The sequence below is a fragment of the Salmonella sp. 2020_1395 genome, assembly GCF_043848115.1.
GTDB lineage: Bacteria > Pseudomonadota > Gammaproteobacteria > Enterobacterales > Enterobacteriaceae > Salmonella > Salmonella enterica.
This window is the reverse complement of record NZ_JBCMFH010000010.1, coordinates 93,084-108,536: the sequence shown is the minus strand read 5'-3', so window position 1 is coordinate 108,536 and position 15,453 is coordinate 93,084. Positions and strand designations below refer to the sequence as shown.

The window sequence follows — 15,453 nt, the reverse complement described above, 5'->3', positions numbered from 1 at the left end:
TCTCATGCAAGTAGATGAACAACGTCTGCGTTTTCGCGATGCGATGGCAAGTCTGGCGGCAGCGGTCAACATCGTAACCACGGCGGGTCACGCCGGACGCTGCGGTATCACCGCAACAGCGGTCTGTTCCGTCACCGATACGCCGCCCTCCGTGATGGTATGTATTAATGCCAATAGCGCCATGAACCCCGTTTTTCAGGGCAACGGCAGGCTGTGCATTAATGTACTTAACCATGAGCAGGAGCTGATGGCGCGCCACTTTGCCGGTATGACGGGGATGGCGATGGAAGAGCGTTTTCACCAGCCATGTTGGCAAAACGGGCCGCTGGGCCAGCCGGTACTTAACGGCGCGCTGGCCGGTCTTGAAGGTGAGATCAGCGAGGTACAAACCATTGGCACGCATCTGGTGTATCTGGTGGCGATCAAAAATATTATTCTTAGCCAGGATGGGCATGGCCTGATTTATTTCAAACGCCGTTTTCATCCGGTCAGACTTGAGATGGAAGCGCCTGTTTAGCCGTCACTCATGCCCACAAGCGGGATAACCACCGCTTGTGGGAGAAGAGTCGATACGCTGAAGATTTTTATTCCCGCCGCGATGTTTGCTCGCCATAAATCGCGGCGATTAATACAATCTAAGAGCCTATCCCACCAGGCGTTATTAGCACAGCCAGTTTGGACACGGACAGCGCGCAAAAACCGGAGCGTACACGTAGTACGTGAGGTTTGACTCGCTACGTTCGCCCTTCGGGCCGCCGCAAGCGGCGTTCAAAACGCTAACGCGTTTTGGCGAGCACTGCCCAGGTCCAAAATGGCAAGTAAAATAGCCCTAATGGGATAGGCTCTAAATTAGCTCCCGCGATAGGTTGAATAACCATACTGACTTAATAACAGCGGCACATGATAGTGCTCATTCGTTTTGCTGATATGAAACTCGACGGGAATCTCCGGGAAAAACGTATCCAGTTTTTTACTTTCAAAATACTGGCCGGTTTTAAAAATAACGCGATAATCCCCCGGCGCGGCAGCTTTTTCGGGCCACAGTGCTTTAATACGTCCGTCCTGGTCGGTATGCCCGGTGTTTAATTGCGTCCATCCGTTATCCTTTTTCTGCTCCAGTACCACCTCCACGCCGGGCGCCGGTTTGCCTGTTTGCTGATCGAGAATATGTACGCTGAGAATATTGTTGCCAGCGGCCAGCGCCATTGCCGGGGCTGCAACAAGAGACGCTATCGCGGTAGCCAGTATATATCGTTTCATGCTTCACTCCTTTACGGTATTGATGCAGGAAAATATATCTGGCGCGTCCAGGATTAACCTTACACGGACATGACAATTATGTCATCTTGTTGGAGATTTACGGATTCGCTAACAAGCCTATGGCATACTGCGTTGATGAAGATTTTATTGATTGAAGATAACCAGAAAACCATTGAGTGGGTACGTCAGGGACTCACGGAAGCAGGCTATGTGGTTGATTATGCCTGTGATGGACGAGACGGATTACACCTGGCCCTTCAGGAACATTATTCATTGATTATTCTTGATATTATGCTGCCGGGGCTTGATGGATGGCAGGTTTTACGCGCGTTACGCACTGCGCATCAGTCCCCTGTTATTTGCCTGACGGCGCGCGACTCGGTTGAGGATCGCGTCAAAGGTCTTGAGGCGGGCGCTAATGATTACCTTGTTAAGCCTTTTTCCTTCGCCGAACTGCTGGCCCGGGTGAGAGCTCAACTCAGACAGCACGTCCCGGTCTTTACCCGACTGACGATCAATGGTCTGGACATGGATGCCACAAAGCAATCGGTGTCACGAAATGGCAAACCGATTTCCCTGACCCGCAAAGAATTCCTGCTCCTCTGGTTACTGGCGTCCCGGGCAGGAGAAATCGTGCCCCGAACCGCGATCGCCAGCGAGGTTTGGGGAATTAACTTTGATAGTGAAACCAACACCGTTGATGTCGCGATTCGTCGGCTGCGCGCCAAAGTAGACGATCCATTTGAAAAGAAGCTCATTATGACCGTCCGGGGGATGGGTTATCGATTACAGGCGGAAACGTCGCAGAATGGTTAAGTTATCAATGACGCTGCGCCTGACAATTTCTTTTATCGCCATACTTATCCTCGCCTGTACCGGCATTAGCTGGACGCTCTATAACGCGCTGAGCAAAGAATTAACGTATCGGGATGATATGACGCTAATAAATCGGGCGGCGCAAATGCAGCAACTGTTACTGGATGGCGCCAGGCCGGAAAATCTGCCGCTCTATTTCAATCGGATGGTGGATACGAAGCAGGACATCTTATTGATCCATTCAGCAACAGGCCACAATGTTGCGATTAATCATAGCGGCATCCCCGACCAACGCTTTAACGAGATTCCGCTGGCTAAAAACATCACCCGCGAAACCTTATTTCGCCAGGCGGTACAAGGCACAGAACTTACCGCGGTACGAGTAAACGCCAGAAGCGGCGATGACCCGCTGACCCTTACTATTGCCAGGCTGGCGACGGAAAGGCGGCAAATGCTGGCGCAATATCGCCGTAACAGTTTGCTGATTAGCCTTATCGCGATCCTCGTCTGTTCGGCGCTCAGTCCATTAGTCATCAGAAACGGGCTGCGGGCCATTACGTCGCTCAGCCGACTCACCGCGGCGACAGATAGCGGCACACTTCGCCAGCCGTTGGCGGAACAGGCGTTACCCGTCGAGCTCAGACCGCTTGGACAAGCGCTAAATACCATGCGCCAGAAGCTTTCCGACGATTTTGAACGCCTGAACCAATTTGCCGACGATCTGGCGCATGAGCTGCGCACGCCGGTTAATATTTTACTGGGGAAAAACCAGGTGATGCTGAGTCAGGAACGCAGCGCCGAAGAGTATCAACAAGCCCTTGTCGATAATATTGAAGAGCTGGAGGGACTGTCGCGACTGACAGAAAATATTCTCTTTCTGGCACGCGCGGAGCACCAGAATATAGCGGTAAAAAAACAGCCTGTTTCGCTCAATGCGCTGGTCGAAAATATGCTGGATTATCTTAGCCCCCTTGCCGAGGAGAAGCGCATCTGTTTTATAAATCAATGTCAGGGAACGGTATGGGCTGACGAAATATTATTACAAAGAGTGCTCTCAAACCTGCTGACGAATGCCATCCGTTATTCTGATGAAAACGCCGTGATACGTATTGAAAGCGCTTATGATGATAACGTTGCAGAAATTCGGGTCGCTAATCCGGGCAGCCACCCCGCCGATGCGGATAAGCTTTTCCGGCGTTTTTGGCGAGGAGATAATGCCCGCCACACTGCTGGTTTCGGCCTGGGGCTATCGTTGGTTAACGCGATTGCTCTATTACACGGTGGTTCGGCATCTTACCGCTATGCCGATGAACATAATATCTTTTCGGTTCGTCTGCCTGATAGCGGTGATAGCTAAGGTCAGTACAGGTTCTGTTCCCCTTCCCTGCCACAGGGCTGTGGTTATCAATACAACCTCAATAAAGAGAAAATAAAGGTGCCGGCAAAGAATATTGCTGGCTCGATCACTTTCTCGGTTTCCAATCCAGGGTCAATTCATCCCATAACGCGTTATTCAGTGGGAACCTTTATGAAAAAGTATCTTGCATTCGCCGTTACGCTGCTGGGTATGGGTAAAGTCATCGCCTGTACTACCCTTTTGGTAGGCAATCAGGCTTCGGCTGACGGCTCCTTCATTATCGCGCGCAACGAGGATGGCTCGGCAAATAACGCCAAGCATAAGGTTATTCATCCCGTCGCGTTTCATCAACAAGGCGAGTATAAAGCACATCGGAACAATTTTAGCTGGCCGCTTCCGGAGACAGCGATGCGCTATACGGCAATTCATGACTTTGATACTAACGATAACGCCATGGGTGAAGCCGGTTTCAATTCGGCGGGCGTCGGAATGAGCGCAACGGAAACCATTTACAACGGCAGAGCGGCGCTGGCTGCCGATCCTTACGTGACAAAAACGGGAATCACGGAAGACGCCATTGAGTCCGTGATCCTGCCAGTGGCGCAATCGGCGCGTCAGGGCGCCAAATTACTGGGCGACATTATTGAACAAAAAGGCGCGGGCGAAGGTTTCGGCGTCGCGTTTATTGATAGCAAAGAGATATGGTATCTGGAGACGGGAAGCGGTCATCAATGGCTGGCAGTACGACTTCCGGCAGATAGCTATTTCGTTTCCGCCAATCAGGGACGTTTACGCCATTACGATCCGAATGATAACGCGAATTATATGGCGTCATCAACGTTAGTAAGCTTTGCGAAAAAGCAGGGATTATATGATCCGGCCCGCGGCGAATTCGACTTTCATCAAGCCTATTCGCAGGATAACAAAAACGATACCACCTATAATTATCCGCGCGTCTGGACGCTACAACATCAGTTTAATCCGCATCTGGATACGGTCGTTAGCGAAGGGGAAACATTTCCTGTTTTTTTAACGCCAATAACGAAAATTAGCGTGGCTGCAGTAAAAAACGCGTTACGCAATCACTATCAGGGAACGTCGCACGACCCTTATGCCAGTCATAATCCACAAGAACCATGGCGACCTATATCCGTTTTTCGTACCCAGGAGTCGCATATTTTACAGGTCAGACCGAAATTACCGCAGGCTATCGGTAACGTAGAATACATCGCCTATGGAATGCCATCTCTTAGCGTCTATCTCCCCTATTATCAGGGAATGCGTCATTATCAACCCGGAGATGATAAAGGAACCGATCGGGCGAGCAACGACTCTACCTACTGGACATTCCGCACGCTGCAAACGCTGGTTATGCAGGACTACAATGCGTTTGCGCCAGATGTGCAACACGCCTGGAAAACATTTGAACAGCAAACAGCTAAGCAGCAGTATAAGATGGAGCAGAGCTATCTGAGATTATATGCGTCGCATCCGAAAGAAGCGCAACGCTTACTGCAAAATTTTGAAGATAAAACGATGCAAAATGCGCAAACGCTCGCCCGTCGCCTGACCAATAATATTATTACGACAATGACTTACCGCACAGATATGAAATATCACTTTTCAAGTACGCAACCATAAATTTAATGACAATCTATTAGCCACTCATACACAATAAGATAAAGCGGCACCAGAATTAGCCAGATATAAAAGACAATAATTATTATGGATTCATAGAGAGGATAGTTTATGACACTCCAGGCAAATATCAGCAGAGAGACAAAAGCGGCAAAAACCCAGGAGGTATATAAGCACGTTGTTCTTTTCAAAATGGCCGCCTCCTCTCGCATAAAACGATAACTACAGCTTATGTCCCGTGTTACATAACTTTTCCCGACAGGCCTCTTTTACCCATGCTGAAAAATTCCGCGTCTTTTCAGATTTCAACGCGAATTCTATCTGTTCAAGCATGGAATAGGAAAAACGAATATTTTTCGTCACGGTCTTACTTGTCCGGGGCTTTGCTGGCATACACACACCTGTATAACATTTGATGTAACGCCGTTACTTTACGCAGGAGTAAATCGGTGAATTTGATCTGAGTCAAGAAGGTGGGTTTTCAATAAAAGTTGTGCCATAAATTGTGAAGTTTGTAGATTTTATGAACATTTGATGTACCGATCTCCCCCCATGATCGCCACTACGTATGGACATCAGGATGCCTCCCCGCCTGATCAGAAGTGTTTCCTCATTAAAAAGGACATTTTTTTAAAGTTCCTGGTGCATAAAAGTCACATCCTTTTAAAGGGTTGTTAACCCTGTTGAATGTTCCCACTCCCCTATTCAGGAATATTAAAAACGCTATGCAAATACAGAGCTTCTATCACTCAGCTTCACTAAAAACCCAGGAGGCTTTTAAAAGCCTACAAAAAACCTTATACAACGGAATGCAGATTCTCTCAGGCCAGGGCAAAGCGCCGGCTAAAGCGTCCGACGCTCGCCCGGAAATTATTGTCCTGCGAGAACCTGGCGCTACATGGGGGAATTATCTACAGCATCAGAAGACGTCTAACCACTCGCTGCATAACCTCTATAACTTACAGCGCGATCTTCTTACCGTCGCGGCAACCGTTCTGGGTAAACAAGACCCGGTCCTGGCGTCAATGGCAAACCAAATGGAGTTAGCCAAAGTTAAAGCGGACCGGCCAGCAACAAAACAAGAAGAAGCCGCGGCAAAAGCATTGAAGAAAAATCTTATCGAACTTATTGCAGCACGCACTCAGCAGCAGGATGGATTACCTGCAAAAGAAGCTCATCGCTTTGCGGCAGTAGCGTTTAGAGACGCTCAGGTCAAGCAGCTTAATAACCAGCCCTGGCAAACCATAAAAAATACACTCACGCATAACGGGCATCACTATACCAACACGCAGCTCCCTGCCGCAGAGATGAAAATCGGCGCAAAAGATATCTTTCCCAGTGCTTATCAGGGAAAGGGCGTATGCAGTTGGGATACCAAAAATATTCATCACGCCAATAATTTGTGGATGTCCACGGTGAGTGTGCATGAGGACGGTAAAGATAAAACGCTTTTTTGCGGGATACGTCATGGCGTGCTTTCCCCCTATCATGAAAAAGATCCGCTTCTGCGTCAGGCCGGCGCTGAAAACAAAGCCAAAGAAGTATTAGCTGCGGCACTTTTTAGTAAACCTGAGTTGCTTAACAGAGCCTTAGCGGGCGAAGCGGTAAGCCTGAAACTGGTATCCGTCGGGTTGCTCACCGCGACGAATATTTTCGGCAAAGAGGGGACGATGGTCGAGGATCAAATGCGCGCATGGCAATCGTTGACCCAGCCGGGAAAAATGATTCATTTAAAAATCCGCAATAAAGATGGCGATCTACAGACGGTAAAAATAAAACCGGACGTTGCCGCATTTAATATGGGGGTTAATGAGCTGGCGCTCAAGCTCGGCTTTGGCCTTAAGGCATCTGATAGATATAATGCCGAAGCGCTACATCAGTTATTAGGCAATGATTTACGCCCTGAAGCCAGACCAGGTGGCTGGGTTGGCGAATGGCTGGCGCAATACCCGGATAATTATGAGGTCGTAAATACATTAGCGCGCCAGATTAAGGATATCTGGAAAAATAACCAACATCATAAAGATGGCGGCGAACCCTATAAACTCGCACAACGCCTTGCCATGTTAGCCCATGAAATTGACGCGGTGCCCGCCTGGAATTGTAAAAGCGGCAAAGATCGTACAGGAATGATGGATTCAGAAATCAAGCGAGAGATCATTTCCTTACATCAGACCCATATGTTAAATGCGCCTGGCAGTCTTCCGGATAGCGGTGGACAGAAAATTTTCCAAAAAGTATTACTGAATAGCGGTAACCTGGAGATTCAGAAACAAAATACGGGCGGGGCGGGGAACAAAGTACTGAAAAATTTATCGCCAGAAGTGCTCAATCTTTCCTATCAAAAACGAATTGGGGATGAAAATATTTGGCAGTCAGTAAAAGGCATTTCTTCATTAATCACATCTTGAGTCTTGAGGTAACTATATGGAAAGTCTATTAAATCGTTTATATGCCGCGTTAGGCCTGGATGCGCCAGAAGATGAGCCACTTCTCATCATTGATGATGGGATACAGGTTTATTTTAATGAATCCGATCATACACTGGAAATGTGCTGTCCCTTTATGCCATTGCCTGACGACACTCTGACTTTGCAGCATTTTTTACGTCTTAACTACGCCAGCGCCGTCACTATCGGCGCTGACGCAGACAATACTGCTTTAGTGGCGCTTTATCGCTTGCCGCAAACCAGTACCGAAGAAGAGGCGCTCACTGGTTTTGAATTATTCATTTCTAACGTGAAGCAATTGAAAGAGCGTTATGCATAATTTAATACATCAACATGCTTTCTTAATGAGATAAAGCGCGATACGTATGCCCTTTACAAGAGACAAGACCAGAATCTTTGGTGGAAATGTAAGGGGCAAACGTTCCTCTCTCTCATTTCGCTCTGTTTGCGGGAGCATTTTTAGTGTGTAAGTATTCCTGATCATCAGGTTTTTACGCCATCTACGCGCATTTATTCTGCTATAAGTTGAAATACTGCAAAAAAAATATTAGTGCTTATTATTTTTTCTTTAAGTAAATTTTCGCTCAACAAACTTAATTGTTTATTCAATGATGATGAAGCGTGAGTTATGCTGGAAATGAAGGAAGCCAATAGCAAGGATAATCTGATTATTCACGGGTGATATTATGAGACATCGTATATTTTTACCATTGCTTCTGGTGTTGTCGGCTACAGCCTTTTCGGCATCGGCGATGGCTGCCAGTGATTCCCCCCCACCACCAGATAATACAAAACACGCCTCCCGTGGCTGGCCACCAGACCCTGAAGCATTGATTCGCCCAGGCTGGTGTGACAACTGGCCACAAGATATAGAGATACCAGATTTTTGGTGTCAAGTATGTGGTTGTTAATTTTTTACAGAAAACTATAACAACCATATCAGAACTGAGAGTATATCTGGTTATTATGTTTCATCAATTCCTGATGAACTGAATATGACTTCAGGCTGGCGTGTTTTATTAACGTCAGCCTGATTTTTTACAACATCATATGACTGACTTCCAGGCGCAGCCAGCGCGTTCTATATCTAAGCTGGTGATTGTAACGACCCCGACAGTACTTCTGCTTCACCGTTATGGCAGATATCATCGCCTCTTGTCAGATGCCAGACACCTACTCATACTCAACCAAAGCTCTAAATACAAAAATCACCTTATATCTTTTTTTTATTATTCCTTGTATAAATGTGACTTGACTCACACCTATAAGGAATCGACTCACTTCCATAAGAAGGAATCAAAATGACAATAACTAACGCGTCCCCAGAAAATATATTAAGATATTTGCATGCGGCCGGTACCGGTACGAAAGAAGCAATGAAAAGTGCAACTTCACCACGCGGTGTACTGGAGTGGCTTGTCAATTTTTTTACCTGTGGTGGAGTAAGAAGAAGCAATGAAAGATGCTTTCGGGAGGTAATTGGAAAACTGACCACATCATTATTATATGTAAATAAAGATGCTTTCTTCGATGGTAATAAAATATTTCTGGAGGATGTCAACGGGTGTACTATATGTCTGTCATGTGGAGCAGCATCCGAAAATACGGATCCCATGGTCATTATTGAAGTGAACAAAAATGGAAAAACTGTAACGGATAACGTTGATAGTGAGAGATTTTGGAATGTATGTCGAATGTTAAAACTGATGAGTAAACATAACATACAACAGCCTGATTCACTTATAACCGAGGATGGTTTTCTGAACCTGCGCGGAGTAAACCTGGCTCATAAAGATTTCCAGGGGGAAGATTTGTCAGAAATAGATGCTTCTGATGCAGATTTCCGTGAAACAACTCTTTCTAATGTAAATTTAGTCGGTGCAAATTTGTGTTGTGCAAATCTACACGCTGTAAATCTAATGGGTTCAAACATGACTAAAGCAAACCTGACTCACGCAAACCTGACTTGCGCTAACATGTCCGTTGTAAACTTAACCGCTGCAATTCTATTCGGCTCAGACTTAACTGACACCAAACTAAATGGTGCGAAATTAGATAAGATAGCTCTAACTTTAGCGAAAGCATTAACAGGAGCCGATCTGACAGGTAGTCAACATACCCCTACTCCACTCCCGGATTACAATGATAGAACTCTTTTCCCCCATCCGATATTTTAGTCGAGATAAAGGGATTTTATAAACAAGGAGTATTCAAACAGAAGCCCCCCTTGTTTTATTACATAAACCCCGCCCCTAAGTTTCATTATAAATAACATTTTCAGCGTATTACTTGTTGGCTTTGTCTGAATCATAGCGTTATCTGTATGTGGCACATTAACTAAAAAAACTATTATTGTTTAATTTAAATAATTCATAATTGTAGTCAGAGAATAAGAAATTATGCTTCCGGTCACCTACAGATTAATACCTCAAAGCGGAGTATCCACATATGGATTAAATACCGCAGATACACCTGTTTTCCCCGATATTCCCGAACATGCACCAAACCCCTCACGGCTACGCCTTGCTCATGACAGCCTTGCCATAAACAGTGAATTCCGTCTGGAGCCAGAGTGTGTGGTGGAGTACCTTATCTCAGGCGCGGGTGGAATAGACCCTGATACAGAAATTGATGACGACACTTATGACGAATGCTACGATGAACTATCCTCCGTACTTCAAAATGCGTATACCCAAAGCGAAACATTCCGCAGACTGATGAATTACGCATATGAAAAAGAACTACATGATGTGGAGCAGCGCTGGCTACTGGGGGCAGGCGAAGCCTTTGAAACTACCGTGGCTCAGGAACACTTCAAACTTTCAGAAGGCAGGAAAGTTATTTGTCTCAATCTGGACGATTCTGATGATTCATATACCGAACATTATGAAAGTAACGAAGGAAGACAACTTTTTGACACAAAACGTTCATTTATTCATGAAGTTGTACATGCACTGACCCATCTTCAGGATAAAGAAGAAAATCATCCAAGAGGCCCTGTTGTCGAATATGCCAACATTATTCTGAAAGAGATGGGGCATCCTTCACCTCCCAGAATGGTCTACATCTTCAATAAATAGACACATCAGGAAACGAAAAGAAACTAAAAACCCACGTAGTCCGTTTTTTCGGGAAATGTTCTGGCAGTATTTTCTAACTATATTCTAAGCGCCCAAAAAACAAAGGGGCTACCTTTCGGTAACCCCTTGTTTAATCTGGCGGAAGCGCAGAGATTCGAACTCTGGAACCCTTTCGGGTCGCCGGTTTTCAAGACCGGTGCCTTCAACCGCTCGGCCACACTTCCGGAATGAGGCGCACTATAAACATCCCGGTGCGTCATGTAAAGACCGAATGTGTTCGTTTGCGTGAAAAACAGGCAAAATTTCGTTAATTGCCTGAAATAGCGGCACATTGACCATTTCTTCAACACAAAAACGGGCTTAATACGTGTTGTTCGTCCCCACTGTTTTACCGCTGTGATTATCAATTTTTTATCGGTAACGCGTGGTTGGCGCTGCCGCCTGTTTTATGGCGTAGCGCCAGGCATGAGAAGACCGTTTTAACGACGGTAATCACCTGAAATCTCTTAAGGAAACTAAACGTAAACGAATGCGTAAAGATGGGTAAAACCACTGGGTGACAGTGACTGTTTTTATTATTCTCCTTTATTAATTACATCTGTCATAAGAGAGTGACTAATGGATCGTATCATTACATCATCGCGTGATCGTAGCTCGCTACTGAGTACGCACAAAGTACTGCGCAACACCTATTTTCTGTTGAGCCTGACGCTGGCTTTCTCCGCAATTACCGCGACAGCCAGTACGGTACTGATGCTGCCCTCCCCCGGCCTGATTCTGACGCTGGTCGGTATGTATGGGCTGATGTTCCTGACCTATAAAACCGCCAATAAGCCGGTCGGTATCCTGTCTGCTTTTGCGTTTACCGGCTTCCTCGGGTATATCCTGGGCCCGATTCTTAACGCCTATCTGTCAGCAGGCATGGGCGATGTCATTGGCCTGGCGCTGGGTGGGACCGCGTTAGTATTTTTCTGCTGCTCCGCTTACGTTCTGACCACCCGTAAGGATATGTCTTTCCTGGGCGGTATGTTAATGGCCGGGATCGTCGTCGTGCTGATTGGTATGGTGGCGAATATTTTCCTGCAACTGCCTGCATTGCACCTGGCGATTAGCGCGGTGTTTATCCTGATTTCCTCGGGCGCTATCCTGTATGAAACCAGTAACATCATTCACGGCGGTGAAACCAACTATATTCGTGCGACCGTCAGCCTGTACGTTTCGCTGTACAACATCTTTGTCAGCCTGCTCAGCATTCTGGGCTTCGCCAGCCGCGACTAATCGACATTCCCCTCTTCCAGCCCTGCTTATGCAGGGCTTTATTTTTTGCTACACTGCCGTCCGTGTTGATTACGCAGTGAAACGTTATGTTGATCTTTGAAGGTAAAGAAATCAGTACTGATAGCGAAGGCTATCTGAAAGAGACGACGCAGTGGAGTGAAACGCTGGCAGTCGCTATCGCCGCCAATGAAGGCATTGAGCTCTCTGCGGAACACTGGGAAGTCGTGCGCTTCGTGCGCGAATTTTACCTGGAGTTTAATACCTCTCCCGCCATCCGAATGCTGGTAAAAGCGATGGCGAATAAGTTCGGCGAAGAAAAAGGCAACAGCCGTTATCTGTATCGTCTGTTCCCGAAAGGCCCGGCAAAGCAAGCGACCAAAATCGCCGGTCTGCCCAAACCGGTAAAGTGTATTTAATACCGAATACTGAAGCCTGTTAGCGTCTCGCGAGGGCTGTGCGGTTCAGTGAGGATTTTGTCCACACGAGCAGAGCGCGGCCCGCCCTCTTTCAGCCACTTGATGAGTTTTTCCACCTGCGCCGCGTCGCCACAGGCCACTACTTCTACGCTTCCGTCATCCATATTCTTCGCATAGCCGGTTAACCCCAGCCGCTGCGCCTCATGCTGCGTGCTATAGCGAAACCCGACTCCCTGAACGCGACCATAAACCCAGGCGATAATGCAGACGTTCGACATGATGGTTCTCCTTTCATAATCAGTGGTGGAGGCTCATACAGGACATACTTAACGTACCTGACTGGGCAGACACCCATAATGTTGGCGGAATCTGGCCGTAAATCTCGACCCCGACAGGTAACCGCACCGTAGCGCTATTTCGCCGATCGGCAGCGTCGTCGATTGCAGTTGAGAAAGCGCGCAGGACATGCGCACCTCTTCAACAATTTGTCGATAACTCTGCGATTCGCGCTGCAAACGCCGACGCAGCGTCGATGTTCCCATAGCAAGACGGCGGGCTATCTCCTGGGCTGTCCATAGCTTAGCAGGCGAGAGCATAATCAGTTGCCGCACCTGCTCCGTGAGGGTGTAACGCCGTTCAATAAGCAGCGGTCCTGCCGCGCCATCATGCAAAAGCGCTAACAGTAACCCCATCGCCTGATGTTCCTGTAGCCCAACGGGTAAACCCTGGCGCACAGCATCCAACACGTTCTCCCACATAAATGTCAGGCTACGGCTCATCGGCGTACACAGCGATGTCAGGTTTGCCGGTGGATAATCCTGAACGTACATCGTTTTAAAGCGAGCAATAATCTCCGGTGAAAGTAACAACAGGTCGGAGCGAAAACCGTTCTGCGCAGGCTGATTAATAATCTCCAGCGGCGTGTTCGCTGGAATAATAATCAACTCGCCCGGCCCGGCGACAAGGCGGCTATCATCCTGAATGATGACTTTACTGCCCTGCGTAATATGGCAGATAGCGGCGGAAAAAAGCGTAACACGATGCAAACGGTGCAGATGACTGGAACGCACCTCTGCCGTCGTAAGATCCTGATGTCGAATATGCATCTCCTGCACCGTGCCGTCCTCTGTTTTATCTTCCGTATGTGGCCGTGAATTGTGCTTTCGCAATCACATGCGCGTTAAGCATAAACCCTACCAACGCGCCACTCGACTCACTGTCGAGCGGCAGTGTTGCCGTATTCAGCGCCCACACAGTAAACTGATAGCGATGAGGCTTATCGCCCGGCGGCGGACAGGCGCCGCCAAAGCCAGCATAACCGAAATCATTCCGTCCCTGCACCACTCCAGCGGGTAACGTTTTTTTATCAGCCCCCGTCGGCAGGTCGTGAATCTGCGCAGGAATATTCACCATCGTCCAGTGCCACCAGCCGCTTCCGGTGGGCGCATCAGGATCGAAGACGGTAATAGCGTAGCTTTTGGTTCCGGCAGGCGGATTGCGCCAGCTCAGCTGCGGCGAAATATTTTCTCCGCTACAACCAAATCCTTTAAAGACGTGCTGTTGCGTTAAACGAAAATCCGCCGGAATATCCGCGCTACTGAGGCTAAACGCCGATGCGGCAGATACGCCGCCACTCAATGCCATCATTGCGGCTGCGGTCAAAGAGAAGACTGTTTTCATTGTATTTCCTTCTTCATATAAAGAAATAACACTATAAAAAGCGCCCGCTGAAGAAACTGTGCCTTTACGATTCTATTTTGTGCAGAAACGCTCACCACCATACGCTGGTGATTGCCCCTCTTATCTGTGCTACCCTACGCGCCATTTCGTTTTCACGGTCCCTGGCTGGAGCTATCATCCGGCTCGCGTCACTGTTTGTGAGAGGTTACTCCGCATGACTGAATCTACATTTCCGCAATATCCCCGTTTAGTCCTCAGCAAAGGGCGAGAAAAATCTTTACTCCGCCGCCACCCATGGGTCTTTTCCGGCGCTGTCTCCCGCCTGGAAGGCAAAGCCAACCTCGGTGAAACTATCGATATCGTCGACCATCAGGGAAAGTGGTTAGCACGCGGCGCCTGGTCGCCAGCATCCCAGATCCGCGCGCGCGTCTGGACATTTGATAAAGCAGAATCCATTGATATTGCGTTTTTCACCCGCCGCCTGCGCCAGGCGCAGCAGTGGCGCGACTGGCTGGCGAAAAAAGACGGCCTGGATAGCTATCGTCTGATCGCCGGTGAGTCCGATGGCCTGCCTGGCGTCACTATCGATCGTTTTGGCCATTTTTTGGTGCTGCAACTGCTCAGCGCCGGGGCCGAATATCAACGCGCCGCATTAATTAGCGCTCTGCAAACATGCTATCCGGATTGCGCTATTTACGATCGCAGCGACGTCGCCGTGCGGAAAAAAGAAGGGATGGCGCTGACGCAAGGCCCGGTCACTGGCGAACTGCCGCCTGCGCTTCTGCCAATTGAAGAACACGGTATGAAATTACTGGTCGATATCCAGGGCGGCCACAAAACCGGTTATTATCTTGATCAGCGCGACAGTCGTCTGGCGACGCGCCGCTACGTGGAAAATCAGCGGGTACTGAACTGCTTCTCTTATACCGGCGGTTTTGCCGTGTCGGCGTTAATGGGCGGTTGTCGCCAGGTTGTCAGCGTGGATACCTCACAGGATGCGCTGGATATCGCCAGGCAAAACGTTGAACTGAACCAACTGGACTTGAGCAAAGCCGAATTCGTACGCGATGACGTGTTTAAGTTGCTGCGCGCTTACCGTGAACACGGCGAAAAATTCGACGTCATCATCATGGACCCGCCCAAATTCGTCGAAAATAAAAGCCAGTTAATGGGTGCCTGCCGGGGCTATAAAGACATTAACATGTTAGCGATTCAACTGCTCAATCCGGGCGGCATACTGCTGACATTCTCTTGCTCCGGACTGATGACCAGCGATTTATTTCAGAAAATCATTGCCGATGCCGCAATAGATGCCGGTCGTGATGTACAATTTATAGAGCAGTTCCGTCAGGCCGCCGATCACCCGGTGATCGCCACCTACCCGGAAGGGCTGTATCTGAAAGGGTTTGCCTGTCGCGTCATGTAACTTGAAAAGTGGAATAGTATCCTCATATAAAGGGTATCTATTTCCCGGGAGG

At 48.1% G+C, this 15,453-nt stretch carries 18 protein-coding genes, 1 tRNA gene and 1 pseudogene; 13 read left to right on the top strand and 7 right to left on the bottom strand.

Annotated elements, in window-relative coordinates; translation table 11 throughout:
* The first annotated feature begins 4 nt into the window (after positions 1-4).
* Positions 5-517, top strand: coding sequence for a 4-hydroxyphenylacetate 3-monooxygenase reductase subunit (locus tag ACH0WD_RS16945; protein WP_001195556.1), 513 nt, complete (start codon positions 5-7; stop codon positions 515-517).
* Positions 518-849: 332 nt separating this feature from the next.
* Here ACH0WD_RS16945 and hiuH read toward each other — a convergent pair whose 3' ends face one another.
* Positions 850-1,260 (bottom strand): hydroxyisourate hydrolase, encoded by a 411-nt coding sequence (gene hiuH, locus ACH0WD_RS16940; protein ID WP_000833182.1) that lies wholly within the window; start codon positions 1,258-1,260, stop codon positions 850-852.
* Between the two features lie 135 nt (positions 1,261-1,395).
* Between hiuH and hprR the strand changes: the two genes are divergently transcribed.
* The 4 genes from hprR (at position 1,396) to ACH0WD_RS16920 (ending at position 5,293) form a co-directional block, all read left to right on the top strand.
* Positions 1,396-2,076: a response regulator transcription factor HprR gene (hprR, locus tag ACH0WD_RS16935; RefSeq protein ID WP_000698207.1), complete on the top strand. Its 681-nt coding sequence runs from the start codon at positions 1,396-1,398 to the stop codon at positions 2,074-2,076.
* A complete protein-coding gene (locus ACH0WD_RS16930) occupies positions 2,069-3,433 on the top strand; it encodes a heavy metal sensor histidine kinase (RefSeq protein WP_000240026.1) in 1,365 nt (454 codons plus the stop codon). Before hprR ends, ACH0WD_RS16930 begins: the two co-directional genes overlap by 8 nt.
* 171 nt (positions 3,434-3,604) lie before the next feature.
* A complete protein-coding gene (locus ACH0WD_RS16925) occupies positions 3,605-5,074 on the top strand; it encodes a C69 family dipeptidase (protein ID WP_000760239.1) in 1,470 nt (489 codons plus the stop codon).
* A 108-nt stretch (positions 5,075-5,182) separates the two neighbouring features.
* Entirely contained in the window at positions 5,183-5,293 is a 111-nt protein-coding gene (locus tag ACH0WD_RS16920) for a hypothetical protein (RefSeq protein WP_000174815.1), read from the top strand.
* Here ACH0WD_RS16920 and ACH0WD_RS16915 read toward each other — a convergent pair whose 3' ends face one another.
* A complete protein-coding gene (locus tag ACH0WD_RS16915) occupies positions 5,294-5,464 on the bottom strand; it encodes a YlcI/YnfO family protein (RefSeq protein ID WP_001111006.1) in 171 nt (56 codons plus the stop codon).
* A 332-nt stretch (positions 5,465-5,796) separates the two neighbouring features.
* Here ACH0WD_RS16915 and sopB point away from each other — a divergent pair, with 332 nt between their 5' ends.
* On the top strand, positions 5,797-7,482 hold the full coding sequence (sopB, locus tag ACH0WD_RS16910) for an SPI-1 type III secretion system effector inositol phosphate phosphatase SopB (protein ID WP_001166961.1): 1,686 nt from the start codon (positions 5,797-5,799) through the stop codon (positions 7,480-7,482).
* A 16-nt stretch (positions 7,483-7,498) separates the two neighbouring features.
* Entirely contained in the window at positions 7,499-7,840 is a 342-nt protein-coding gene (sigE, locus tag ACH0WD_RS16905) for a type III secretion system chaperone SigE (RefSeq protein ID WP_000444723.1), read from the top strand.
* Between the two features lie 9 nt (positions 7,841-7,849).
* Here the strand turns inward: sigE and ACH0WD_RS16900 are convergent.
* A pseudogene (locus ACH0WD_RS16900) lies at positions 7,850-8,172 on the bottom strand (hypothetical protein).
* Positions 8,173-8,207: 35 nt separating this feature from the next.
* On the opposite strand from ACH0WD_RS16900, the gene ACH0WD_RS16895 reads away from it, so the two are divergent.
* From ACH0WD_RS16895 to pipA, 3 genes are all read left to right on the top strand, one after another.
* Complete coding sequence (locus tag ACH0WD_RS16895; protein ID WP_071591098.1) at positions 8,208-8,432, top strand: PagK family vesicle-borne virulence factor; 225 nt, start codon at positions 8,208-8,210, stop codon at positions 8,430-8,432.
* A 390-nt stretch (positions 8,433-8,822) separates the two neighbouring features.
* Positions 8,823-9,698 carry an SPI-2 type III secretion system effector PipB gene (gene pipB, locus ACH0WD_RS16890; protein ID WP_000156599.1) on the top strand — a complete coding sequence of 292 codons (876 nt, stop codon included), beginning with the start codon at positions 8,823-8,825 and terminating at the stop codon, positions 9,696-9,698.
* 222 nt (positions 9,699-9,920) lie between these two features.
* Entirely contained in the window at positions 9,921-10,601 is a 681-nt protein-coding gene (pipA, locus tag ACH0WD_RS16885) for a type III secretion system effector protease PipA (RefSeq protein ID WP_000938181.1), read from the top strand.
* A gap of 136 nt (positions 10,602-10,737) precedes the next feature.
* Here the strand turns inward: pipA and ACH0WD_RS16880 are convergent.
* Positions 10,738-10,825 (bottom strand) — tRNA-Ser (locus ACH0WD_RS16880).
* Positions 10,826-11,219: 394 nt separating this feature from the next.
* On the opposite strand from ACH0WD_RS16880, the gene yccA reads away from it, so the two are divergent.
* On the top strand, positions 11,220-11,879 hold the full coding sequence (gene yccA, locus ACH0WD_RS16875) for an FtsH protease modulator YccA (protein WP_000374046.1): 660 nt from the start codon (positions 11,220-11,222) through the stop codon (positions 11,877-11,879).
* Between the two features lie 86 nt (positions 11,880-11,965).
* Positions 11,966-12,295, top strand: coding sequence for a sulfurtransferase TusE (gene tusE / locus ACH0WD_RS16870; protein ID WP_000904449.1), 330 nt, complete (start codon positions 11,966-11,968; stop codon positions 12,293-12,295).
* On the opposite strand, the gene yccX is transcribed toward tusE, so the two are convergent.
* The 3 genes from yccX to ACH0WD_RS16855 are packed head-to-tail and all read right to left on the bottom strand — an operon-like array spanning position 12,292 to position 13,975.
* A complete protein-coding gene (yccX, locus tag ACH0WD_RS16865; protein WP_000072879.1) occupies positions 12,292-12,573 on the bottom strand; it encodes an acylphosphatase in 282 nt (93 codons plus the stop codon). The two genes, tusE and yccX, sit on opposite strands and share 4 nt — an antisense overlap.
* 48 nt (positions 12,574-12,621) lie before the next feature.
* Entirely contained in the window at positions 12,622-13,401 is a 780-nt protein-coding gene (locus tag ACH0WD_RS16860; RefSeq protein WP_000548082.1) for a helix-turn-helix transcriptional regulator, read from the bottom strand.
* Positions 13,402-13,426: 25 nt separating this feature from the next.
* Positions 13,427-13,975, bottom strand: coding sequence for a YbhB/YbcL family Raf kinase inhibitor-like protein (locus ACH0WD_RS16855; RefSeq protein ID WP_000859417.1), 549 nt, complete (start codon positions 13,973-13,975; stop codon positions 13,427-13,429).
* Between the two features lie 214 nt (positions 13,976-14,189).
* Here ACH0WD_RS16855 and rlmI point away from each other — a divergent pair, with 214 nt between their 5' ends.
* A complete protein-coding gene (gene rlmI / locus ACH0WD_RS16850; RefSeq protein ID WP_000140480.1) occupies positions 14,190-15,401 on the top strand; it encodes a 23S rRNA (cytosine(1962)-C(5))-methyltransferase RlmI in 1,212 nt (403 codons plus the stop codon).
* Positions 15,402-15,453 lie beyond the last annotated feature (52 nt).